This window comes from Nitrincola tapanii (assembly GCF_008368715.1).
GTDB classification, from domain to species: domain Bacteria; phylum Pseudomonadota; class Gammaproteobacteria; order Pseudomonadales; family Balneatricaceae; genus Nitrincola; species Nitrincola tapanii.
Genome location: NZ_SMRS01000008.1, coordinates 160,170 through 184,507, shown reverse-complemented (window position 1 = coordinate 184,507; position 24,338 = coordinate 160,170). Strand labels below are relative to the sequence as shown.

Genomic DNA, 24,338 nt, shown 5'->3' with positions numbered 1-24,338 from the left:
TGCTTACCCTTTAATTGAAGCGGAATACTGAGCCTCAGAGCCCAGTTTCTGGTTATAAGAGGACATGCGTCGATCTGGTGACATTTCGATCCAGTAACCCATAGTCAACATGGGGTTCACGCCCATCTCTTGCATCTTTTTCACATCAAAGCTGAGAATCATGTCGATATCTTCAGCCTCCAATGGAAAACGACTGAGGAATTTTTGCGGATCTTCTTTGAATTTGGACTTGGAAAAACGGTCCACGGAGAGATTCCACAAAATGCGTTCCAACACATCACGTTTCATAGGATTACTCGCCGATAAAATTGAAGATCAACTTAAGGAACTTGGCGCGCTGCTCGGTTTGTACCCAGTGACCACACTGACCAAAGACAAACAGATCACTGTTGGGAATATTCGCAGACAGCGTCAGGCCACACTCCATAGGCACCACGCCATCTTCGCGACCGTGCAAAATCAAAGTCGGTGCCTGAATGTTTTTCAACGCCTTTTCAGGGAAACCTTTAACGGGCGTATCACCATCCTCATTCGGCTTAGGCAGAAGCTTACGCAGCGCATCCTGAGCACCTGGACGCGCACTCGCCTCATAACGCGAACGCACCAGTTCATCGGTAATCAGGGATTTGTTGTAAGGGAAGAGCTCCATCAGCGCACGCATGTTATCGACCGAAGGTTCATACAGCCAAGCTCCGGCCAAGCCCTTAGTCTGCTTGAAGGTACCTGCAGGTGTTCCGAGCAGAACCAGCTTATCCAGACGCTCAGGATTAAACAGAGCCAAGCCGATACCCATGGCGCCACCGAAAGAGTTGCCCACCAAAGAGGCCTTCTCGATGCCCAACGCATCCATAAACTCAACCAGATGATTGACCCAGAATTTGATGTCGTACTGAGTGTCTTCTTTGAATTCGGTAAAACCAAAACCGGCGATGTCCGGCACAACAACGCGGAATTTATCGGCCAGCGCATCCATGACGCCGCCCCAGTTTGTCCATCCGGAAACGCCGGGGCCAGAGCCATGAAGAAGAAGTAATACCGGGCCAGTGCCGGTTTCAAAATAGGCTGTGTTGTGGCCTGCGGCCTGCACAAACTTACGATCTGTTTCTTGCATCTACCCATCCTCAACATACAGTGGTGTATCTTTATGTTAGGAGGCTGGTGTCAAAGCTGTCAAGTAAAAAGACCGCAAGTTTTTCGAGGGGTTAAATGATAGAAGCTCTCATCCAGAGAGAGACGATATTATTTCTAAATAAATACAACAAGATAGTAAAGAAAAAAGACCATGAAAATAGGTTCAGAATGAGTAACCTACCCCAGATAAAAACATGTATACTTTAGTCTAAAATCATAAAATCAATTTGATGTGATCCAATTCAATAGATCTTACATAATACACTTATGTATCTTTATAAGGAGCCAGCATGCCTCAGATTCAGCCACAGACTCTTGAAGGTCGTCGTCATCAACATCAGCTCTTTGCCACTCCCACCAGACGCTCATTGCTGGTCTATTCCACCTGGGCTGGGATTAGTGAGTTTGAACAAGGGATCGCGCGCAAATTGCAAGCGCTGGGTTGGAATGTCTGGTTGATCGACCTCTACGGCCAGGACACGGATCTTTCCGGTATTGAACAACGCGCTGAGGCCATGTCCCTTCTCTTGCAGGATTTCACAGCATTGCGCCAACGCTTGCAGGCATTTGTGGAGTTTGTCAAAACAGAAACTCCTGAATCCTGTGAAGAGCTGGCAGTGATGGGGTATTGCTTAGGTGGGCTTTGTGCGATTCAGAGCACTCTGTATGTACCAGAGATCAGCCGTGGAGTCAGTCTGCACGGCTTACTGAGTTTCCCCAAAGACCTCCAACCTCAAGCCGCGAATAAAGCCTTACTCATCCTAAACGGAGCAGCCGACCCGATGGTGCCAGATAGCGATCTACTGGCCACACGGCAGTATCTGAATCAATCCACCCTCGACTGGACACTGGTGGATCTTGGCCACGCCCTGCACTCTTTTGCCATTCCCGGCAGCCACAATCCCGCACTCGGGGTCGCCTATGATGCGCGCTCCGAAGCACGCAGTTGGCAGTATCTGAGCGCATTTCTAAGCGATTGATGACGCCAAGTCTTAAGCAAAGCCACGCCTCCTGTGCTATAGGTTGAATATCCCTTATTTAGCTCTGCCAGGAGGATGGCTCATGAGTCAATCACTTACTCACCTCATCCAACAACTCCCGAAAGCGGAACTGCATCTGCACCTGGAAGGTAGCCTTGAACCTGAACTCATGTTCAAACTGGCTCGACGCAATCAGATCCAATTGCCCTATGCCGATGAAGCCGCCCTGCATCAAGCCTATCAATTTAATAATCTCCAGGAGTTCTTAGATCTGTATTACCAAGGCACTTCCGTCCTGAATACGGAAGAGGATTTTTATGACCTTACCTTTGCTTACATGAAGCGTATTCATGCCGACCAGGTCATTCACACTGAAGTTTTTTTTGACCCCCAAGCCCACTTAGCACGTGGTGTGAGCCTGGAAACCCAATTACGCGGCATTACGCATGCTTTGGCTGAAGCCCGTCATCAATTCAACATCAGCTATCGTTTGATTCTTTCCTTTCTGCGCCATCTGTCTGAAGAAGAAGCACTCAATACTCTAGAACAGGCACTGCCCTACCTAGATCAAATTGCCGGGGTCGGTCTGGATTCATCAGAAAGAGGCCAGCCCCCAGAAAAATTCACGCGTCTGTTTGCACGTTGCCATGCGTTGGGGCTCAAAGTCACCATCCATGCTGGCGAGGAAGGACCGGCGGAATATGTGTGGCAGGCTTTGAAGCTCCTGAACGCAGAGCGTATTGATCATGGCAACCGTGCTTTAGAGGATGCTGAATTGCTGATCTACCTGGCGCAACAGGGCATCCCATTAACGATGTGTCCTCTCTCCAACCAGAAGCTCTGTGTAGTACCTGAGTTAGATCAACATCCGATTTTGCAGCTCTTAGAGAAAGGCTTGTGCGTCACCGTCAACTCGGATGATCCGGCCTATTTTGGCGGCTATATCAATGACAACTTTCAGGCTCTGGTGAACCACCTGCCGGTTTTGCCGCATCATATCTATCAACTCTGTCGTAACAGCTTGATCGCCAGCTGGATGGACCCTAGCGAAAAACAACAGGCATTAAATCAATTGGCTCATGTTTGGGAGGAGTTGAAACACCCATCGACTTGATGGGTGTTTCAAGCCAATCATTTGACCTGCTGACTGGCGTTGTTAAAACCACGCAATGACATTTGCATCACCACTGGACGCTGAGCATTTAATGGCTTAAGACCGAGTTTTACGACTTGACCTGCACGCAGGTTGATCATCATGGCCTGATCCACAGGAATCGCCACCAAGCAACCCGCTTGGGTACAGGTCAGGAATTGAAAGCGTTGCTCTTGTTGCTGATCTATCTGCAGCGCAATGCCTGGACGCAAATCAATCCCCATGGGAAAAAGAAGTTGTAACAAAAACTGATCGTCCACTTTACTAAGGCTCGCTTTCAACAGCTGAGCACCACCGGTCTGCGCGTTTTCACGCAGCACCTGGCGAATCTCACAACGCTCAGGTCTTATACTCGTGTCACAAACACTGGCCCAATCCTCATATTGAGTTGTTTTGATACTATTCGCTTGCACCCCACCAACCCAAACCGAAACTAGACAAACCAGCACCCAAGACTTCCAACGCATCGAACTCTTCACAATCCTTTTCTCCCTAGCATTTTTCTCAAACTTTAAAGCAGCGATAACGCTCACCGAGCAAAAGTCTAACTCAGCCCATGATGTATAACAGCTCGTCAGAAAAGACTAGTTCGAACTTTGCAGGTTAAGAGATAAGCAAATGAACGCTCACGCAATGGGTGTCCACATAGCCAAGTTCGGGCCCTTCAAGTACAATCAGTCGCTGTTACGGATTGAATGCACAGGGCGACAATCAGATGTTTTTTTCGGGAAAAACAGCAAAAAAAGCGCAAACTTCTCAGGAACCGACGGTGTCACTGCATGCCGTCAATGTCAGCACAGCACCGCCCAAAGTGAAGATCAAAGGCGGCATGACCTCAGCCGCTTACCTGCGCTTGCAACGCCTGAGTGATGAGGATATGGCGCATCTGGACGCCGCTTTGGAAGAGCTGGCCCAGCACGCTCAGGCTTTGATCCAAGGCATGCCGGTGGTGATCGAACTTGAACAAAGCGATTTAAGCCCAGCCGGTTTGCAGGACGTGGTCAACCGCCTGCGCCAAGCCGGAGCCAACCCCTTTGCCCTGCGCGCGCCCGAAAGCCAAGCGGCCTTAGCACAACCTCTGGGCATCAGCTATCTGGGTGAACTTTCACGCGAACACCTGCGCCGCCAAAGCCCGGCCACCACCTCTGAAGCGACCCGCTCCGAACAAAGTGCTGAGAGCGAATTCAAAGATGCCTTGATCATCACCACGCCGATTCGTTCCGGCCAGCAGGTTTATGCACGCGATCGGGATCTGATCGTGATCGGAAACGTGAGCCGTGGGGCTGAAATTCTGGCCGACGGCAATATTCATGTGTATGGCGCGTTACGCGGGCGTGCGATGGCCGGTTTAAAAGGCAATGATCAAGCCCGCATCTTTTGTACCACAATGGATGCCGAGCTGCTGCTGATTAATGGTGACTATCTGACCCAGGACTCGGTCTCGGAGGCGGTGCTGCATAAGCCCTGTCAGGTAGTGAAAGATGATCAGACAATTCAAATTTTAGTATTTTAATTCTTCAATTCAGAACCCAAGACGGGCATGGAGACACGAATGGACAATAAGGGCAAAATTATTGTTGTCACATCAGGCAAAGGAGGCGTGGGTAAAACCACCAGCAGCGCATCACTCGGTGCGGGTTTGGCTCTGGCCGGTAAAAAAACCGTCGTGATCGATTTTGATGTGGGCTTGCGCAACCTGGATCTGATCATGGGCTGTGAGCGCAAAGTGGTCTTCGACTTTATTCAAGCCATCAAAAAAGAGTGCAAGCTGAACCAGGCGATTATTCACGTCAAACAGATCAGCGAAAATCTCTACATGATCCCTGCCTCTCAAACACGTGATAAAGACCACCTCTCTCTGGAAGGTGTGCAGGAAATCATGGAGCAGTTGGTTCAAGAGTTTGACTATATCGTCTGCGATTCACCCGCCGGGATCGAAAAGGGTGCCAAAATGGCGATGTATTTTGCCGATGAAGCCGTGGTCGTCACCAACCCCGAAATTTCATCCGTGCGTGACTCAGATCGTATGCTCGGTTTCCTCGACAGCTCCACACGCCTTGCCGAAGTCGAAGGCAAACGCATTCCACAGCACCTGCTGATCACACGGTATGTCCCGGAACGCGTTGAGAACGGAGATATGCTCAGCCTGCAGGATATTGACGACATTCTCGGCATCCCACTGATTGGCGTCATCCCTGAATCACGCATCGTGCTGGACTCTTCCAACCAGGGCAAACCGGTGATCACAAATCAGGATGATGTGGCCGGTAAGGCGTATCAGGATGTTATCAAACGCCTGCTGGGTGAAGAGATCCCCCTGCGTTTTATTGAAGCGGAGAAGAAAGGCTTCTTCGGTCGATTGTTTGGAGCACGCTAACCATGTCTGGAATTTTTAGCTTTTGGCGCTCAAACAAAAAAACCTCAGCCTCGATCGCCAAAGAACGTCTACAAGTCATCGTCGCCCACGAACGCTCTGCAGCCTCCCAGCCGGAATGGATGCCCAAACTGCAGCAGGAGATTCTGGAAGTGATCAAGAAGTACGTTGAAATTGATAGCAGTGCACTGAATATTGAAGTGCGTAATGAAGGTCAGGACATTTCAGTGTTGGAAATCAACGTCGACTGCCCTATCAAGTGATGCAAACGACCTGGCTCAGCGCTCCATCCAAAGCGCTGAGCTAGGTTGATCCTAGTAGAAAGAGCTTTAGCTCTTCGCTCAACCGTTTCTAGACGGCGGTCTTCCCTGCAAATCTAAGCAAGTCATGCTTAGATTTCCGTAATCTTCCGTTAAATCTTCTCACATAAACGATTCATATAGGGTTGCAAGGAAAACCTCAGCTGTGGCAGAAGATCACGAATGCGCTGCTTACGTTGATTCACACTCATCTCAACCGGCTGTTTAGAAGCCAGCAGTATCCAGTTGCCATCCTGCGTGGTACAACTCGATACCTCGGCAAAGTAACGCTTCAGCTCCGGCAACACACGCTCACTGCGATGATCCTTCCAACAATTTAATACCAGCCAACCTCCTGATTTTAAACGCTCGGAACATTCAAACAGGAAATCCGGTGACATCTGTTGTGAAGCTATGCCGCCTTCATCATAAAGATCACTAAAAATGACATCCAAAGGAGGGGTTTCTTCCGTCAGCAGAAAAGCATGCGCATCCATCTCAAACACTTCAATGCGCTTACTGCGCGGAAACTGGAAGTAACGATAAGCCACCTCCACGACCCCACGACGCAACTCCACCACCTGCTGCTTCAGCTCCGGTAAGGCCTGATGCAAGGCATGGCACAAACTACCCGCCCCCAAACCTAAAGACAGCACGCGCCGAGGTTCAGTGAAAACCAGCACCAGCAACATCGCGCGCACATAATCCAACTGTGTCAGGCCGGGATCACTCTTCAGAATACAGCTTTGCTCATCTTCCAAACCAAAGGACAAAAAGCGCTTGTGGCCATCATCCAAAACACGAATCACCCCAAACTCATCATAACTACGATGTATCTCTTTACCGGCTAACGCCATTTGCTTTTGCCCTATTCCAAATATTGAGCCGCTTCAGGTGGAAAAAATCAGGATAACACACAAGAAAAACCCCGGTCTTCCCGGGGTTCTGTCCACACAGATGTGTTTTAATCCGCCAGCAAATGTTTAGGATCAAAGCCCATAATTAACGCACCCCAATGCTGACCATTAATATAAACCGGAATCGACAGATCATTTAAGATCTCACCGGTATCACGAATAATCGTCTGAAGAAGGAAAGGTGTCTGATGGCTGGCACGACGTTTTTCCGTGCGGCTGCCAAACAGAATACGCCGGTTACGACTGTTCAGCAGATCTGTTTGCAAGTCCCCAGTCATGGGCTTACTCACCTTGGCATGATGCGCCGCCGCATAGCCATTTTTATCCACACAGATCGCATAAATAAACTCAGGACGCTGACGAATAAACTCATCAAACAAAGGCTGCATCACCCGCTCATAGGCTTCGGTGTAACGTGTCAGGAACTTCTCGGGCTGTTGGCCTGGGTTCATACGCTGGTAGTTGTGATCCATCAAGTTGATCCCTTGAGAAGACAACTGCTCCAGTGTCTGAGTGACCTGTTTCGCCCAATCCATTCCGGTATGAATAATATTCTCAAAGGCACCATAACCGATCGAGAAGTGTGACAGGAGTTCCTGTGTTTTCTCTGTGGCCTGCTCCAACTCACCGGAGAAGGCCTTCGAGCGCTCCATATCCTCTTTCATGCCCAAGGACAATTCAGTGATCTGCTGGACATGGTTATGGGATTCTTTGTTGGTGTAAGACAGCTCATCAATCGCAGCGGATATACCGGTCAATTGGCTGTTGATCTCATCAAAATCCGCCACCAGCTTACCGAACTGCACACTGGTGCCATCAATAAAGCTTTCGGTATTCTCAACATACTCAAGAATATTAACCGCGCTGTTATAAGTGCTTTCCACAAGCGCACTCATCTCACCGATGTTGTCGTCAATTTCACCCGTTGCCACGCCCACCTTATGGGATAGATTACGCACCTCATCCGCGACTACAGCAAATCCCCGCCCGGCTTCTCCGGCACGTGCCGCTTCAATCGAAGCATTCAACGCCAACAGATTGGTTTGATCGGAGAAATCTTTCACCATCGAAAGAATGTGGGTGATGTTGCCCGAGTTTTCGCTGAGCTTCTGCACGGTGGTCTGGAAGCTGGTGGCCAGTTCACGGATCGACTTGATCTGCTCCAATACCTTACGCAACTCATCACTGGAAGTACGAATTTCACGCATATTGCCACTGGTTTGCTCACTAATGCGTAAAGTGTTGCCCGCAATCTCATCAATCGCTTGCGAAGCCTGGCTGCTGGATAGGAACACCTGCTGCGCCTGACCTTCCTGTTTCAAGGCCGACTCATGCGCTTCCGTCACCACTTTTTGCAGCTTGGTCGAACTCAAAGCCACACTCACGGAATGACGGCGTGTCTCCGCGATCATCTGGCGCAAACGATCCGTGAAATCATTGTAGCCTGCGGCCATATCGGAGATTTCATCGTAGGTATAGGCCGGCAGCGTAGCGGAAATATCACCATCCTTCTCTTTGATCGCGCGTAAAACCTGAGTGATTTCACGAATCGGCTTTAAGAAGAGATGGCGCATAAAGAAGATGGTGAACAAGCCTGCTAACAAGGCAAAAGTCACCGTCAGACCACCGATCAACAAAAGTTGAGAGAAAGCACTCTCAAGCTGCCCCTGTTGCTCGGGACTCAGCGCCAAAGCACGGATCAGCTGTTTGACATGATCCGAATAATAGGCGCCGACAAAGATAAGAAAAACATGCGGAAGTAAGAGAAACAACACGTTACCAATGATTTTTTTGGTGAGCGTATTGAAGAGATTTTTTTCGATTGTTTTATACAGGCTCATCTGCGATCTCTTATAAGTATACTTATTATAAGCCCATACTATAGATGAGCCTTAGGCAGACAACCAGCCCTAAGGGTAAGACCTTAGAACGAAAATTTATCTTTTCACCTTTAACACCACCGCATAGAGCACAGGCACCGCAACCAGAGTCAATACCGTTGCAAAAGCCAAGCCTCCCATAATCGTCACCGCCATACTGGCAAAGAATGCATCCCATAACAGCGGCAGCATACCCAGAATCGTGGTGAGCGCCGCCAAGATCACGGGCCGCATACGGCTGACGCAAGCATCCGCGATACTCTGCCACCCCAAGGCCTGCTCCCTGAGCCGCTCATCAATCTCATCCACCAGAACAATCGCGTTCTTCATCAACATGCCCGACAAACTCAGGAAACCCAACAAAGCGGTAAAGCTGAAAGGCATACCGGTCAGCAATAAGGAGGCGGTCACCCCACAAATCGACATGGGCACAATCAACCAGATGATTAACGGCTGTCGCAAGCGTCCAAACAGCAAAATACTGATGACCAGCATCACCAAGAAGCTCAAGGGTAACTGAGCCGCTAAACCGGCTTGGGCATTACGCGAGCTTTCATACTCACCGCCCCACTCCAAACGATAACCGGCAGGCAGGGGGATGGCCTCAACCTGAGCCCTGAGCCGTGCATGCACTTCTGGCGCACCCAGGCCTAACTGCGGATTGGCTTGCACGGCAAGACTGCGCAGGCGATCACGGCGATGAATCAGCGCCTCTTCATGACTTAAACGAAACGGATCCACCACCTGCGTCATCGGTACATAAGCCCCATCGGAAGGGCTCCAGATTAAGCGATCCTGTAAGCGCTCAACCGCCAAACGCTCCGCTTCGGGTGGACGTAATTGAATCGGTATGCGCTCCTCACCTTCTCGATAATAGCCCGTTACCATTCCCGTGGTGGCAAACTGCAGAGCCATCGCCACATCTTCACGGTTAATGCCCGCCAAACGTGCACGCTGCTCATTCAGCTCTGGCAACAGAACCGGAACCCGCTCACGCCAATTATGGCGCACATCCATGACGCCAGGTGTCGAGCGAAAGATCTGCATCGCTTCTTCCGCTAAAGCCCTGAGCACAACTTCATCACTGCCGAGAAAACGTGCTTCCAACTTGGCACCACCGCCCGGGCCAAACATCAATTGTTCAGTGAAGATATCCGCCGCGGGAAAACGCTCCGGCATCACCTGCGCCAAACGCGCCATTAAGGGCGGAATCTGCTCACGACTCTGAGTCCGTACGATCAGATGCCCTAAGGCTGGATTCGGTTGCTCGGGGGAATAGGTCAACATAAAACGGCTGGCACCGCGACCGACAAAAGCCGCAACCGACTCGACTTCGGGCAAGTCTAAAAGCCAGGCTTCAATCTCGGCCAAATCACGGCTGGTCGCACGCAGATCACTGCCCTGAGGCAGGAAATAATTAACAAAGAAAATCGGTGTGTTCGAAGGCGGGAAGAAGGACTGCTTGACCTGACCAAAGCCAACCAGACTCGCTAGGGTCAAACCTAAAAGCAGCAACAGCGTGACACGACGCCGCTGCAAACAGGTCAGTAATAATCCACGATAGAATCGGTAACCGGCTCCGGCATAGAGATCCGCTTCCTCAGTCGGGGTCGAGCCGCGCTTAAACAGATAATGCCCTAACAGAGGTGTCACGGTGATCGCCAACACCCAGCTCAACATCAAAGAGATGGAGATGACGGCAAACAGAGAAAAGAGAAACTCACCCGTGGTATCGGGTGACAAACCTATGCCGGCAAAAGCCATAATGCCGATCACTGTTGCACCGAGTAAGGGGATCTGGGTGCGGGCAGCCGCTTCTTCCGCAGCCTGTTGCGAACGCTGGCCACGCTGCATATTCATCAGCATGCCTTCCGCCACCACGATGGCATTATCCACCAGCATCCCCATCGCAATAATCAATGCCCCGAGTGAAATTCGCTCCATCTCGATGCTGAAAATCGCCATAAAAAAGAGGGTGCCTAATACCGTCAAAAAGAGCGTCAGCCCCACCACCAAACCTGGGCGCCAACCCATGGTCAGGCACAAAACCCCCACCACAATCACCACCGAAAGCAAGAGACTGAGGATAAAGCTATTGATCGCTTCATCGACCACCTGATGCTGTTCATAGATGGGATGCAGCTCAACACCCAAAGGAATGCGATCCGCCAAGAGTGCCAAATGGGCATCCACGGCGCGGCCCACTTCAACAATATTGGCATCACTGAGCCCGGAAACCGCCAAAGAAAACGCCGGCGTGCCATTGAAGCGAATCAAGTGGGAAGGCACCTCAACCGGCGCTCGAGTCACCTGCGCGACATCACTCAAAAATAACTGCTCAGCATGGCCGGGACGGCCGATACGCAATTGCTCAATATCACGCACACTATCAAAGCCCTGCGGACTCAAAATGCGTACGCGTTGGTCAGCCAGGCGTATTTCACCGCTGCCGGTCACTTCATTTTCGGACTGGAGCGTATTGAGGATCAGATTGACCGGCAAACCTAAGCTGCTTAAGCGCTCATTCGAAATCTCAACATAGATGCGCTCTTCGGGTTCACCTGCAGTTTGTACCTTTGCCACTCCGGGCACCGTGAGCAGTTCACGCCGCAGAAAACGGGCAAGATCACGAATCTCTCGATCACTAAAGCCTTCTGCCGTCACCGCATAAAAAATCCCAAACACATCACCAAAATCATCATTCACCAGCGGAACACCCGCGCCCTGAGGCAAACGCCGTTGCGCATCACTGACTTTACGGCGCAACTCATCCCAGACTTGAGCGATCTGATCTCCCTTGTACTTATCCTGGATCTCGACCGTGATCTCCGACACCCCAGGCTTGGATTTGGAGGTCACGCGCTTCAACTGAGCCAACTGCTGAATCGCCGACTCCAACACCTCGGTCACCTCTTTCTCCACCTCAGCCGCTGTTGCACCTGGGTAAGACGTACTGATCACCGCATTTTTCACCGAGAAAGCCGGATCTTCCAAACGTCCGATGTTAAACAGCGCCCAGAGCCCACCCAAAAAACACAGCAGGATAAACAGCCAAGTGTTGAGCGGGCGAGAAATCGCATAGCCGGCGATACGCATAGGGAATCCTCAAAAACCGCTGAAAGGACGTACCGGTTGGCCCGGATGTAAATGACTGATGCCGCTGGAGACGATCTGCTCACCCAGACTCAAGCCCTGCAGAATCTCCACCTGATCGGCTAACAAGCGCCCGACTTCCACCTGACGCGGCATCACCTGTGCACTGGCCGCATCATAGATCCAAACCTGAAACGCATCGGCCTGGCGCGTATCCAGTGCTGAGAAAGGAATCCACCAGGTCGTTTGTGTTTGCACAGGCAGATCCGGCAACACCGTCACGGTTAAAGTCATACCCGGCAGAATACTCGCCTCTTCTGGGCGCGGCAGCGCAAAGGTGACGGCATAGGTCTGCGTCACCGGATCGGCTTCAGTGGCATGTTCTCGATAGGTCAAAGGCAAACGCAGATCGGGGAGTTGTGAAAAACTGGCGTAAATCTCATGCCCCTGACCACGCTGAGCTTGCATCATCAACTGCTCGGGCACATTGATCTGCACGCGCAGCTCGGTGACATCCTGAACACGCACCAGCGACATTCCGGCTTGCACACTGCTAAAACGCTCGATTAAACGGCGACTGATCAAGGCATCAAAAGGGGCATGTAAACGGGTGTAGTCCAGATTACGTTGTGCTCGATCGCGCGCCACTCGAGCCAACTCAAAGTTGGACTCCAGAGTGTCCAGAGCCGAAGGGGTTAAAAAACCCTTTTCACGCAGCGGGCGGCCTCTTTCTAACTCACGGCGCGCCTGATCATATTGCACCTTCGCTTGCTCCAACTGGCGCTGATAATCCGTCGGATCGAGTGCCGCGATCAACTCACCGGCCGGCACGACACTGCCCTGTTGAATCGGCAACTCCACCAGTTCACCGCCCACCTGGAAGGCCAGGTCTACCGTGGTTAAAGCATTGACACGTCCGACAAACTGACGCGTCTGCAGCGGCTCTTGTTCTTGCACCTCAAACAAGCGTACAGGCTTAGGGCTGGCCACCGTCTCGGCAGAGTCGGCCTGACAGCCGATCAGAGCAAAACACACCAGCGCGACCATCACCCTCTTCATCCTCAGCACCTTTTGCATAGCATCCCTCTCACCAATCCAACCAAGCTCCGCGACTGCGCAGCGCCTGACGTAAATTCCGATAATCCGGACAATGCTGAGCAACCAATGCCCAGAAGGCCGAACTGTGGTTCATTTCGCGTAAATGACACAACTCATGAATGATAACGTAATCCTGTAATGCCGGTGAGGCATGCATTAAACGCCAATTCAGCGTGATCACGCCCTGTGAAGAGCACTGCCCCCAACGCCGACGAAACCCCTTAATCAACACCTGTCTTGGATGCATACGCATCTGCTGCGCAAGTTGCGCCACTCGCGGTAAAAGAGATTGCTCCGCTTGCGCTTGCATCCAGGTTTTTAAGGCTTCCGGTACCCGCTCCAAAGGATCACGTTTGGAGCGACGCGATAACGAGAGTTGCAAGGCTTGCGCTTGCCACTGCACCGAGGTTTTCTCCGCCAGCTGCCAAAACAGCGTCAGCTCCTGGCCCATGAAGGGAAAGGCTGACCCCGATTGAAAACGAATCTGATGCGCCTCTAAACGTGCTTGCTGCGCCTGAAGATGATGCAAAATCCAATCTTCACGATCTTTTAACCAGGCTTTTAAACGCTGAGGGGGATAGCGCAGGGGGGAGCGCACCACCACCTCCGCATCACGCACTTCAACCGCCAGAGTGCGGCGGCGAGGACTGGGCTGGTGACGGCAAGGGTAAGGAAGATCATCAAACACGGCGAATACACTGCTTCAAGGCGGTTAAACAGGCTTTATAGTCTAGCCTATTGGCATCAGGGGCGTAACGCCAACGCTCATCGGCGGTTGCCAAACTCTGCCACATCGGCGCCTGTTCAGGGAAAACCTGAGCCATCCGCCGCGCAAACTCTGCTAAGGATTCATGCGCCTCGCGCCGCTGCCCCTGGCGTGCCAACTTGGCGAAGAGGCGCTTCTGCGCACGTTCAAGAGCGTCTCCACGTGGGGCACGACGCATCTGATACAACCCCAGCCAAACGGCAAACAAGAGTACAGCCGCCGGTATCAACAACGCCAGGATCATGCGCCAGGGTGTCACGCCGCCGAGCAGATCACGCAAAAAATCTGCCTGCTGCTCATGATAATTCAACACCCAACGATGCCACTGAAAGTTCACGGCATCATAACGGCGCTGCAGGGCAAACATCCAACGTGAAGCGCCACGTCCTAAACCGGCTAGGGGGGCATCCGCCATAAAGCTCGGCTCATCCGCAAAGAAAAGATCCGCCGTTTGCTCGATGCGCTCAGGTGCCACCGCCGCCGTAGGATCAAGACGCCGCCAGCCTTCACCCTCTAACCAGACCTCCACCCAAGCATGGGCATCGTATTGGCGCAGGGTAAAATAACGTCCGGCCTCATTCCACTCACCGCCTTGATACCCCGCCACCACACGTGCCGGAATCCCGACACTGCGCAGCATCCAGGCACTGGCTCCCGCATAGTGCTCACAAAAGCCGCGCTGCGTCTCCAACAAAAACGCATCCACGGCATGATTCAGCGGCAACCTTGGGGGTTCCAGGGTGTAAATAAAGCTTTGATTAAAATAATCGAGCAGCGTCTGGATAAAACGCTGCGGATCTTGCTCAGCTGCTTGCCACCAGCCTTGCGCCAAGGCGCGACTACGCGGATTGGCCGCAGGCGGTAAGCGCAGATAATACTCGCGCAACGCCTCACTCAATTGTGGCGCCAGACGATACTCCAGGACCGAACTTAAGCGGTACTGACGGCGCTGATCGATGGGCGCTAAAGCCTCCAAGCGTCGACCCGGTAACCAACGGCTTTCCGAGGTTGCCTGCTGCGGCAGATCTAAGGCAAACATCCACAAACGGCCACTTCGCTCCTGCATGATCTCATAGTCAATAGGAGCCGAGAGGGCTTCCATCTCTTCCAAAGCATTCCACTCAGTCCGCAGCCCTGCAGGGGGGGTACCGAGCGTCCAACTGCGGCCATCAAATTCAGAATACACCAGCGCACGCCAGTAACGCTGAGAAGGGGTTGGCAGGACTTGATCTTCAGCAAACACGGCACGAAAGGCCAATTCGGCCGAGCGTGTCAGCTGGCTGACCTCACCGGGAGACATTTGATCGGATAAGCCTGTTTGCGCGCGCTCTGTATTCAGGGTGACCGACCAAAGTGGCCCGATGCGCGGAAAAAGCAAAAAGAGCAACAGCATGAGCGGCAAAGCGGGCCAGAACAAGCGCCAGCCCTGGCGCATGGGCCGTGTCCAATGGCTCGGGCGCTCTGATTGCCAGCAACTGACCAGCGCCGTGATCCACACCCAGATCACCGCCAGACTATACAGCCCCATCACCAGGCTCTGCTCAAATAAAAACGCTGTGGCCAGGGTAAAGCTGGCGACATAGAGCAACACCAAAGCATCACGGCGCTGCTGTATCTCCAGCAGCTTCAAAGACAAAGATAAAACCAAGAGGGCCGCAAACGCATCCAAGCTGGTGCTGCGCGAAAAGCTCAGCAACACACCCAGGCCTATGCCAACCAGCAACAGCAAACGCAGACTCCAATGTGGACGTCCGATCCGCCCCTGGCTGATCCCCCAGCGCCAAAACCAAGCCAAAGCCGCCACCACACTGATCCAGTTGGGCAGATGCCAAAGCAAGGGTAAAACCACCAGCGAAAAAGCCAGTAATTGCCAAATCACCGCTGTAGGTGTCAGCGGCTCGAGGATCTGCACCGGTGCTGATTTAGGCTGAGATTTAGAGCCGGTTAAGGAGATCTTAAACATGCGGGCCTCCCGAGGGCGGCACAGAAGCCTCTTGACCAAAGAGCGCCAAGGCAAGCAAGACGCGCTGCAGATGCGCCTCGCCCAAGGCCGGAGAGATCTCCTGATCGGGGAAACGCAAACCAAAAGGCTCCTGCTGTGCTTGCCAGCGCAAGGCTTGATAACACATTTCCGATAAGCGCTGCTCAACACCGGCAGAAGGCCAGGTGGACCAATCTAGCCAGTGTTGCTCATCTTCTTGCGCACTGTAGCGCCGCGCGTGTAACCCCTGGCCGCGTGCATAGGCTTTCCAAGCAATATGTTGTGGGGACATGCCCGGCTGAAAAGGGCGTAGCCCATCAAAATCATCACTGCCCTGAACCACCGCCAAAGGCGGCCCCTGGCCATCGGTGAGTGCTTGTGCCGGCAGAAAGCGTGGTTTCAAAGGTTTTGGATAGACCAAAAAGGGCGCAATCGGCGGCAACCAGCGCCAGGCACGAAATAACCCCAAAGGCCAGCGGCTTTGCAGTTTAATTGCCGGCGGCCAACACCAGCCTCGGGCCTGCGTAGGCAGGCTCAGATCCACAGGGCGCAGGCTCCCAGCCGGGATATCACAGATCCAGGGTGAAGTGTCCTGCACCCACCATTCCAACTGCTCCGCCGCCTGACGCCCAGGCATCTCCACCCGAATCCTTAACACCGCCGCCTCACCGGCAAAACAGTGTTGTGCCCCCTCCGGCCTCACACGCAGATAATTCAGATTGGCCCAGGTGTGTAACATGGCCACTAACATCACCCCAGTCAGCAGAAAAGTCAGGGCATACGCCAGATTGTTCTCAAAATTAATCGCCAACAGCAGCAATAAACAGAGCAGCAGCATAAATCCCCAGCCGGGGCGGGTCGGCAGGATATAGACCTTATCCGGCTGGCGTGACCAGCGCCGCCAACGCATCTGCCAAGCCGACCCGCTCATCCACCCCTCCGATTCGGGCAGCTGAGCCGATAAGGGGCGAGAGGACTTAGCCGAGCACATCCACTTGCGCCTTCATCTGGGCCATTAAGCGCGCCACACTTAAGCTCGAACCTGTCGCAGATCCCAATCCAGACGCCTCTTCACTGGCGCGAACACGATGGCCGATCACCGCCGTCATGATCTGCTGCACATCTTCGGGCAGGAGATGTTTACGACCTTGCAACCAGGCATGGCTGCGCGCTGCACGCAGAAGTGCCAGAGCGCCACGCGGTGAGAGGCCATAACTAAAACTGGCATGATCACGGGTGAACTGCGCCAAGCGCTGCACATAATCTACTAGGCTGGCCGAAGCATGCACCTGCTCCACCTCTTTTTGCACCTGCTGCAGAGCCCGAGCGCTCAAACACACGGGGAGATTCGCCGTCTCCTGGCGTGTTCCTCCGCGCATTAGCATCTCACGTTCCGCCGCAGCGGCCGGGTAGCCCAAGGTAATCCGCATTAAAAAACGATCTAACTGAGATTCAGGTAGGGGGAAGGTACCCAACTGGTGGGTCGGGTTTTGTGTGGCGATCACAAAGAAGGGTTCAGGCAAAGGCCGACTGACTCCATCCAAACTCACCTGCCCCTCCTCCATCGCCTCCAATAAAGCGCTCTGCGTTTTCGGCGTGGTGCGGTTGATCTCATCGGCCAAGAGGAGTTGGGTAAAAATCGGGCCAGGATGAAAACGAAATGTCCCCTGCCCCGGCTCAAAAACCGATACCCCAAGAATATCGGCGGGCAACAGATCACTGGTGAACTGAATACGTGTTGGCTGCAAACCAAACACCTGCGCCAAAGCATGCGCCAGCGTGGTTTTGCCCATCCCCGGTAGATCCTCAATCAGCAGATGCCCACGAGATAACAAACAGGTGACGGCCAACTCCACCTGCTCGGCTTTCCCCAGCAAAACCTGGTTTAACACCTCAAGCGCTTGGCGCACCGCGCCATGCAGTTGTGCGGGCGTAAAAACATCCTCTTCCATGTCGGGTATCCTGTGGTCAATCAAGAATAGAGCTTCAGCCTAGCGTTTTCGTGCAGATCAAGCCACTGATTCGCGCTTTAACGCCTGGCGAGTCATCACCTGTTCCGCCAAAGCACGGCCACTACACCAAGCACTTTCTAGATAAGACGCAGCATGGCTTGATAGAGAGCTCGACCCACCCAGCCAATCACCACAGGCACCGATACGCGCATCCGCATCCCAAAGCGCCCCGGCTTCCAAGGCTTTTTGAGGGGCTGAATAGAGCCAACGATGCACCTTAAAGGCTTCGACCGAAAGCGGCTCCGCGACCAGAGCTTCAAACTCCGCCATCAGCTCCTGCGCGACGCTATCCGCATTCAGATTGACATAGTCCTGACTCCAGGCATCGCTCGCTTCAAGCACCCAAACCTCGCCCTGACGTCCAGGTTTAGAACTGTCGCGCACCCAACGGCGAAACACCGGGTGTTCACCCTCTACCCAATCAATCCCCTGTAAGGCGGTCGGTGTGCGAGTCAGGCTCAATACCAAAACCCAGCTGGGCTGCATCAACACCGATTCCGCACGCTGGCGAAAACGCTGTACCGCATCCAATAAAGGCGCAGCCTGCGGGGCCGGTGTCGCCACCATCGCGGCCGCATAATGTCCCAGCGGCTCGCCCTGCTCATCACGCAACAACACCCCTTCACGCTCCGGCCAAACCACACTGATTCGGCGCTCAGGCGTCAGGGTCACGCCCTGCGCCAGCGCACGGGTGATGGCACTGGAACGTGGCACCCCCACCCAACCCGACAGGGTCTGAGCCGGGTTGAATAAACTAAAATCACTCCGCCAGGGTGTCCAAGGCACGGCCGCATGAGGATGCCGGTTTAACCAATCGCGCCACTCCGCATCCTCCGTCATAATCCAAGGTGCGCCCAGATCCGCACTCAACGCCCCTACCCGTGTTGAAGCTAAACGCCCCCCCGTACCACGGCTTTTATCAAATACCTCAACCGCAAATCCCGCCTCACGTAACCCCAGTGCACAACGTAACCCCGCAATCCCGGCACCGATCACCGCCACTGGCAGCTCTTTATTTATAATCGTCATCACATCCACTCCAAAACCTGTATCGTCTTACAGGCAGATAAAAGCGCTATTACAGCCAGCTAAGTGTTACGACTCTATGAAGCATAAGGATCAAAAGGCAAAGTTGCACTCCCCTAACGGGATTGGTTAGCATGACGGCTCACATAATTAGGAGAAGCTCATGCAGATCGCACCGCAAACCGTTGTGTCCATCCATTACACACTCACCAACGACGAAGGCAACGTAATGGACAGCTCCGTGGGGAGTGATCCTTTGGCCTATCTGCATGGTGCACACAACATCATCCCTGGTTTAGAAAATGCACTGCTTGGCAAACAAGTGGGCGACACCCTGAAAGTCACCGTTGAGCCTGAACAGGGTTACGGCGAAGTGCGTGAAGAGATGATTCAGGATGTGGATCGCGCCAACTTTGAAGGCGTGGATGAAATTGAAGTCGGCATGCAGTTTATGGCGCAGACCCCCTGGGGCCAACAGCCGGTGACGGTAATTGCCGTTGCAGGCGATAGCGTGACGCTGGATGGCAACCACCCACTGGCAGGCCAGACGCTGACATTTGATGTCGAAGTGATGGAAGTGCGTGCCGCCACAGAAGAAGAGAAAGAAGCAGGCAGCGTCGCCGGTTAAGGCGAAAGCATCTAAAATGAATCTATAAAGGTTGAGACTGAGCATCCCGCTCCCGCCGAAGAAAAGGTCAGCACTGCCTAGCCGTCCTGACCCGCGCAACACTCAGTCTCAGCCGATCTACGCCACCGCTTAACTAAACAGATCAACCCCAGGGTGAAACTCTGCTCGTAATGAGGAGCTAAAGATGAGCAAAATGGACATAGGCATCAGCAAATCCGACCGCGAAAAAATCGCTGAAGGTCTTAAGCACCTGCTGGCCGATACCTACACACTGTATCTACAAACCCACAACTTTCATTGGAACGTCACCGGCCCACAGTTTCGTGAACTGCATCTGATGTTTGAAGAGCACTACAACGAACTGGCACTGGCGGTGGATGATATTGCAGAACGCATCCGCACCCTCGACGTTGCCGCACCCGGCACTTATAAAGAGTTTGCGCGTTTAAGCAAAATCGAAGAAGTGGAAGGTGTGCCCAGCGCAAAAGAGATGGTCGATCTCCTCACCCACGGCCATGAAACCGTAGTGAAAACCTGCCGTGATGTGATGAAAATCGCCCAAGGTGCGGACGATGAATCCACCACCGCACTGGTTTCAGATCGTATGCGTGTGCATGAAAAGACTGCCTGGATGCTGCGCGTTTTGAACAAATAAACGCTGCCACACAAATTCTGGACAATAAAAAACCGCTGCTTCAAATGCTGAACAGCGGTTTTTTTCATTAGACTGAGCAACTAATCCCGAAGGATGAAGTTTACTTGTCAGCCAGACGGCGGATATTGTCGTTGATCTTAAACAGCACAATCAGCAACTCACACCAAATACGCACGCCCACTGCCCCAAACACAATGGTCGCCAAACCGCCGAGAAACATCATGCCACCGCCATAATAGGCATTAAAACTGCCAATAATCATTCCCAAACCCGTTAGCACCACGCCTACCAGCAGCAGCCAATAAACGAAGGTAATGATTTTAGGGGTGAGCATTGCATCGAAGAAGAAGATGTTTTTCATCTTGAGTCCTTTCCTTGGTTGAGATTCCTATAGAATCATTGGGTTTAAACTAAAAATAGATGCTTTACCTTAAACGTTTTACAAATCTTTGAATAGCGACTTTGGTATATAAAATTGATAACAACACATGCATTCAATCGAGCTTCTTTAAGCCTGATATAGGGATCGTCACTCTCTGTTGGCGCTGCAAAAAATCGAGAAGAATAATCACACGCTCCTGGCCATCATAACTTTCAAATACAGCTTCCAGCTCCGAAAATGCTCCATCGGTCACACGCACCCTATCTCCCGCATTAAAGCCCAGCTCAATCACCACATTTTGACAGCGCTTTTGTAAATCAGCGATCAAATCGTTGGAAACCGCCAAAGGCAGACCACCAAAGGACACTAAACGCGAGACTCCACGTGTTGAACGAATGGGACGCCAGTTATCCGCGAGTTGATCGAGGTGGATAAACAGATAACCGGGGAAGAGAGGTTCAAGCAGGCGCACACGCTTACCTTTGCGGATTTTTTCCTGCTCGATTTGTGGCATAAAACATTCATAGTTTTGGCGCGCGAGGTTCTCGAAGGCACGTTCGGTTTCTCCGGCTTTACACTGCACCAGAAACCATGCGCGTTGCTGTACTTCAAGCTCACCCTCAGCCACACCGAAATCCTATGTTTACAACTTTAAAACTGATCGGCGAATCTTATACCGAAATGATTAATTTGAATCAAAGCGCCAAAATATCAATTCTTTCAGCAGGTTGCGTAATACTAATCGGATTCATTCCGTTTTTCTCAAAACCTTGCATCCCGGGATGAATGCCATGCGCATAACCCAATTGCAGGCCTTTAAAATCAAACAGCTCGGCATCGGCAAGATGGGAAGGCACCACGTTGCAGAGGGAACGGAACATGGTTTCAATGCGTCCTGGGTGGGTTTTATCCCAAGCCTGCAGCATCTCTTTAATCACTTGGCGCTGCAGATTTTCCTGTGAGCCACAGAGATTACACGGGATGATCGGAAAACCCCTGAGCTCGGCGTAGGCACTGATATCCTTTTCACGCGCATAAGCCAGAGGGCGAATGACCATGTTTTTGCCATCATCCGACACCAGCTTCGGTGGCATGGCCTTGAGTTTGCCGCCGTAGAACATGTTGAGGAAAAAGGTTTCTAAAATGTCATCCCGGTGATGGCCCAGCGCGATTTTATTGGCACCGATCTCTTCTGCAAATCCATAGAGCGTTCCTCGACGCAAACGCGAACAGAGGCCGCAGGTGGTTTTCCCTTCAGGCACCAGCGCCTTAACGACGGAATAGGTATCGCGCTCGACAATATGGAAAGGCACGCCGAGGCTTTGCAGATAGTCAGGCAGGATATGTTCAGGGAAACCCGGTTGCTTCTGATCAAGATTCACCGCCACCAGTTCAAACTGGATCGGGGCACTCTTCTGCAGGTTCATCAGGATGTCGAGCATGGCGTAGGAATCCTTGCCACCCGATAGACACACCATCACCTTGTCGCCGTCTTCAATCATGTTGAAGGTTTCAATGGCTTGACCCACTTCACGGCGCAGACGCTTTTGTAATTTATTCAAACGAGTTTTGAGCTTTTTATCTTCAGTTTCGACGGCGCTGTTCATGCAACTTCCAGAAAATCGGGTCAGTGGACTGGCTGCGAAGTATACACCAAGATCACAGCCACCAAAACGCGATCAAGCTGTAGCGCAGTGTCTTTCCAAGGCTAATGGCTAAAAAGCTCCAGACGGGGGATACGCGCAACCAGCCGGCCACAAAGCACAAAGGATCACCGACAATCGGCAACCAGGCGAGAAGTAGAGCCCAGGCACCATAGCGCTCGATCCAGTCGCGTGCGCGTTGATGCGACTTGCCCTGCAAAAGCTTGAGTGGGTAATAATGATTAAGTAACAAACCCATAGCGTAAGTGATCAGGCTGCCCAACACATTGCCCAGTGTGGCGCTGAAGACCAGTAGGTAGGGAGCATGACTCTCTTGCATCAGCCAGTAGACAAGCAGCGCTTCCGAACCACCGGGCAGCAGCGTGGCGGAGATGAGGGCGCTGATAAACAGCGAAAGCAGCGCGCTATCCATGCCTTAAGGTGCCACCCAGGTAGTTTGGCCACGATGTTCATCAATGATGCGCAGGAAGGCTTCTCCATAGAGCGCAAACTTACGCTCGCCAACACCACTCAGGCTGCGCATCTGCTGCTCAGTTTGGGGGCGATAGAGCACCATTTCCATCAGGGTGGCATCGTGGAAAATGACATAAGGCGGCACATCTTGCTCTTGGGCTAACTCTTTGCGCAAGGCGCGTAAGGCTTCCCAGAGTTGTTCTTCTGCTGGATCCAAACGCCGCAATGCAGGATTGCTGCGCTCGCGCCGAGCCGCACTGCGAAAATCCTTGCGACTGGTTGGGCCACGCGGATCTTGGCGCAGCTCAATCTGCGCCTCCCCTTTTAAGAGTGGACGACAGGTTTCATTCAACAACAGAACACCACGCCCCTCGGCATCAACACGCACCAATCCACGCGCAACCAATTGGCGAAATACAGAGCGCCATTGATTACGATCCAAATCCCGACCTATGCCCCAGGTGCTGAGTTTTTGATGCCCGTACTGGCGAACCTTGTCACTGTCTTGCGCCAGCAAAATATCGATCACATGGTTCACACCAAAACGCTGACCGCTGCGATACACCGCTGAAAGTGCTTTACGGACCGCCTCGGTTGCATCCCAAACCGGTACCGGCTCTAAACAGGTATCACAGTTGCCGCAGGGCGGATGCTCGGTTTCTCCAAAATAGCTGAGCAGCGCCTGACGACGACAGGTGGTGATCTCACACAAGCCCAACATGGCTTCCAACTTTTGGCGCTCGATCTGTTTAATTTGATCCTGCGCATTCGAGCTTTCCAGCATTTGGCGTAAAAAGAGTACATCCTGTAAGCCATACACCATCCAGGCATCGGCCGGTAATCCATCACGCCCAGCACGACCGGTTTCCTGATAATAGGCCTCTACCGAACGCGGTAGATCCAGATGCGCAACAAACCGCACATTGGGTTTGTCGATCCCCATGCCAAATGCGATGGTGGCGACCATGATGATCGACTCTTCAGTCAGAAAACGGTGTTGATGGTGTTGGCGTAACTCGGCGCTTAAGCCGGCATGATAGGGCAAAGCGTTGAGGCCGCGATCACAGAGGAAGGCTGCGGTTTCTTCAACCCGCTTGCGTGATAGGCAGTACACTACGCCCGCATCCTGTTCGTGTTCGTCGCGAATAAACTTGAGTAACTGCTCGCGGGCGCGCTCCTTCTGGCCGATGCGATAACGAATATTCGGACGATCAAATCCCTGCACATATTCATCGGCTTCACGCAGGGCCAGTCGATGCAGGATCTCACGCCGTGTCCGCTCATCCGCTGTGGCGGTCAGCGCGATGCGCGGCACCTCAGGAAACAGAGCGCTTAAACGATCTAACTGTAGATATTCAGGACGAAAATCATGCCCCCACTGCGAGACACAGTGCGCTTCATCGATGGCAAAGAGTGCGATGGAGCAGCGTTGCAACACCGCCAGGGTGCGCGGCTGCAAGAGACGCTCCGGTGCGACATAGAGCAGATCCAACTCGCCTTTTAGCAAAGCCTGCTCGGTGGCTTGCAGCTGAGACAGATCCAAGGCGGAATTTAGACAGCCCGCACGAATGCCGAGTTGTGACAGCGCACTGACTTGATCCTGCATTAACGCGATCAAAGGCGATACCACCACTCCCGTACCCGGGCGCACCAAGGAGGGCAGTTGATAACAAAGCGACTTGCCGCCTCCGGTCGGCATCACCACCAGCGCATCACGACCGCATAGCAGGCTGGACACCACGGCTTCTTGAGGAGGACGAAACTGGCTGAAACCGAACACATCGGCCAGTAAATGGCGTGCCTGCTCAAGCGCGTGATCAGGTAAGGAGGGTGTAGACTTCATGGG

24 protein-coding genes are annotated in these 24,338 nt (G+C 52.7%); 7 read left to right on the top strand and 17 right to left on the bottom strand.

Features of this window, described 5'->3' with window-relative positions:
* Window positions 1-3: 3 nt before the first annotated feature.
* Together E1H14_RS11580 and E1H14_RS11575 are read right to left on the bottom strand one after the other, a co-directional pair.
* On the bottom strand, window positions 4-288 hold the full coding sequence (locus tag E1H14_RS11580) for an extradiol ring-cleavage dioxygenase (RefSeq protein ID WP_149391635.1): 285 nt from the start codon (window positions 286-288) through the stop codon (window positions 4-6).
* A gap of 4 nt (window positions 289-292) precedes the next feature.
* Entirely contained in the window at window positions 293-1,111 is an 819-nt protein-coding gene (locus tag E1H14_RS11575; RefSeq protein WP_149391634.1) for an alpha/beta fold hydrolase, read from the bottom strand.
* Window positions 1,112-1,421: 310 nt separating this feature from the next.
* Between E1H14_RS11575 and E1H14_RS11570 the strand changes: the two genes are divergently transcribed.
* Window positions 1,422-2,111 carry a dienelactone hydrolase family protein gene (locus E1H14_RS11570; RefSeq protein ID WP_149391633.1) on the top strand — a complete coding sequence of 230 codons (690 nt, stop codon included), beginning with the start codon at window positions 1,422-1,424 and terminating at the stop codon, window positions 2,109-2,111.
* Window positions 2,112-2,193: 82 nt separating this feature from the next.
* On the top strand, window positions 2,194-3,225 hold the full coding sequence (locus E1H14_RS11565; protein ID WP_149391632.1) for an adenosine deaminase: 1,032 nt from the start codon (window positions 2,194-2,196) through the stop codon (window positions 3,223-3,225).
* A gap of 17 nt (window positions 3,226-3,242) precedes the next feature.
* Here the strand turns inward: E1H14_RS11565 and E1H14_RS11560 are convergent, their stop codons facing one another.
* Window positions 3,243-3,743, bottom strand: a complete 501-nt coding sequence (locus E1H14_RS11560; RefSeq protein WP_149391631.1) for an invasion associated locus B family protein — start codon at window positions 3,741-3,743, stop codon at window positions 3,243-3,245.
* A 290-nt stretch (window positions 3,744-4,033) separates the two neighbouring features.
* Here E1H14_RS11560 and minC point away from each other — a divergent pair, with 290 nt between their 5' ends.
* Genes minC through minE form a run of 3 tightly spaced genes read left to right on the top strand, consistent with a single transcriptional unit; the run spans window position 4,034 to window position 5,901 of the window.
* Window positions 4,034-4,777: a septum site-determining protein MinC gene (minC, locus tag E1H14_RS11555; RefSeq protein ID WP_160142061.1), complete on the top strand. Its 744-nt coding sequence runs from the start codon at window positions 4,034-4,036 to the stop codon at window positions 4,775-4,777.
* A 39-nt stretch (window positions 4,778-4,816) separates the two neighbouring features.
* Complete coding sequence (minD, locus tag E1H14_RS11550) at window positions 4,817-5,641, top strand: septum site-determining protein MinD (protein ID WP_149391629.1); 825 nt, start codon at window positions 4,817-4,819, stop codon at window positions 5,639-5,641.
* A gap of 2 nt (window positions 5,642-5,643) precedes the next feature.
* Window positions 5,644-5,901 (top strand): cell division topological specificity factor MinE, encoded by a 258-nt coding sequence (gene minE, locus E1H14_RS11545; RefSeq protein WP_149391628.1) that lies wholly within the window; start codon window positions 5,644-5,646, stop codon window positions 5,899-5,901.
* A 149-nt stretch (window positions 5,902-6,050) separates the two neighbouring features.
* Here minE and E1H14_RS11540 read toward each other — a convergent pair whose 3' ends face one another.
* From E1H14_RS11540 to E1H14_RS11500, 9 genes are all read right to left on the bottom strand, one after another.
* Window positions 6,051-6,794 carry a spermidine synthase gene (locus E1H14_RS11540; RefSeq protein WP_149391627.1) on the bottom strand — a complete coding sequence of 248 codons (744 nt, stop codon included), beginning with the start codon at window positions 6,792-6,794 and terminating at the stop codon, window positions 6,051-6,053.
* 107 nt (window positions 6,795-6,901) lie between these two features.
* The gene (locus E1H14_RS11535; RefSeq protein ID WP_149391626.1) at window positions 6,902-8,695 is read right to left on the bottom strand and encodes a methyl-accepting chemotaxis protein; all 1,794 of its coding nucleotides are present in this window, start codon (window positions 8,693-8,695) and stop codon (window positions 6,902-6,904) included.
* 96 nt (window positions 8,696-8,791) lie between these two features.
* Window positions 8,792-11,830: an efflux RND transporter permease subunit gene (locus tag E1H14_RS11530; RefSeq protein WP_149391625.1), complete on the bottom strand. Its 3,039-nt coding sequence runs from the start codon at window positions 11,828-11,830 to the stop codon at window positions 8,792-8,794.
* A 9-nt stretch (window positions 11,831-11,839) separates the two neighbouring features.
* Window positions 11,840-12,886 (bottom strand): efflux RND transporter periplasmic adaptor subunit, encoded by a 1,047-nt coding sequence (locus tag E1H14_RS11525; RefSeq protein ID WP_160142060.1) that lies wholly within the window; start codon window positions 12,884-12,886, stop codon window positions 11,840-11,842.
* A 28-nt stretch (window positions 12,887-12,914) separates the two neighbouring features.
* The gene (locus E1H14_RS11520) at window positions 12,915-13,613 is read right to left on the bottom strand and encodes a M48 family metallopeptidase (RefSeq protein ID WP_149391623.1); all 699 of its coding nucleotides are present in this window, start codon (window positions 13,611-13,613) and stop codon (window positions 12,915-12,917) included.
* Entirely contained in the window at window positions 13,606-15,654 is a 2,049-nt protein-coding gene (locus E1H14_RS11515; protein WP_149391622.1) for a transglutaminase TgpA family protein, read from the bottom strand. The genes E1H14_RS11520 and E1H14_RS11515 overlap by 8 nt, the downstream gene beginning before the upstream one ends.
* A complete protein-coding gene (locus tag E1H14_RS11510; protein ID WP_160142059.1) occupies window positions 15,647-16,603 on the bottom strand; it encodes a DUF58 domain-containing protein in 957 nt (318 codons plus the stop codon). Before E1H14_RS11510 ends, E1H14_RS11515 begins: the two co-directional genes overlap by 8 nt.
* 46 nt (window positions 16,604-16,649) lie before the next feature.
* Entirely contained in the window at window positions 16,650-17,624 is a 975-nt protein-coding gene (locus E1H14_RS11505) for an AAA family ATPase (RefSeq protein WP_149391620.1), read from the bottom strand.
* Window positions 17,625-17,681: 57 nt separating this feature from the next.
* A complete protein-coding gene (locus E1H14_RS11500; protein WP_149391619.1) occupies window positions 17,682-18,713 on the bottom strand; it encodes an NAD(P)/FAD-dependent oxidoreductase in 1,032 nt (343 codons plus the stop codon).
* 160 nt (window positions 18,714-18,873) lie between these two features.
* Between E1H14_RS11500 and E1H14_RS11495 the strand changes: the two genes are divergently transcribed.
* The gene (locus tag E1H14_RS11495; protein WP_149391618.1) at window positions 18,874-19,338 is read left to right on the top strand and encodes an FKBP-type peptidyl-prolyl cis-trans isomerase; all 465 of its coding nucleotides are present in this window, start codon (window positions 18,874-18,876) and stop codon (window positions 19,336-19,338) included.
* A 184-nt stretch (window positions 19,339-19,522) separates the two neighbouring features.
* A complete protein-coding gene (locus E1H14_RS11490) occupies window positions 19,523-19,993 on the top strand; it encodes a Dps family protein (protein ID WP_149391617.1) in 471 nt (156 codons plus the stop codon).
* 100 nt (window positions 19,994-20,093) lie between these two features.
* Here the strand turns inward: E1H14_RS11490 and E1H14_RS11485 are convergent, their stop codons facing one another.
* The 5 genes from E1H14_RS11485 to recQ all read right to left on the bottom strand — a co-directional run bounded on the left by E1H14_RS11485 (window position 20,094) and on the right by recQ (window position 24,335).
* Window positions 20,094-20,354, bottom strand: a complete 261-nt coding sequence (locus E1H14_RS11485; RefSeq protein WP_149391616.1) for a DUF4282 domain-containing protein — start codon at window positions 20,352-20,354, stop codon at window positions 20,094-20,096.
* Between the two features lie 133 nt (window positions 20,355-20,487).
* Window positions 20,488-21,003, bottom strand: a complete 516-nt coding sequence (rfaH, locus tag E1H14_RS11480) for a transcription/translation regulatory transformer protein RfaH (protein WP_149391615.1) — start codon at window positions 21,001-21,003, stop codon at window positions 20,488-20,490.
* A gap of 67 nt (window positions 21,004-21,070) precedes the next feature.
* Entirely contained in the window at window positions 21,071-21,982 is a 912-nt protein-coding gene (gene ttcA / locus E1H14_RS11475) for a tRNA 2-thiocytidine(32) synthetase TtcA (protein WP_149391614.1), read from the bottom strand.
* 52 nt (window positions 21,983-22,034) lie between these two features.
* The gene (locus E1H14_RS11470) at window positions 22,035-22,451 is read right to left on the bottom strand and encodes a YqaA family protein (protein ID WP_149391613.1); all 417 of its coding nucleotides are present in this window, start codon (window positions 22,449-22,451) and stop codon (window positions 22,035-22,037) included.
* Between the two features lie 3 nt (window positions 22,452-22,454).
* The gene (gene recQ / locus E1H14_RS11465; protein WP_149391612.1) at window positions 22,455-24,335 is read right to left on the bottom strand and encodes a DNA helicase RecQ; all 1,881 of its coding nucleotides are present in this window, start codon (window positions 24,333-24,335) and stop codon (window positions 22,455-22,457) included.
* Window positions 24,336-24,338: the final 3 nt, after the last annotated feature.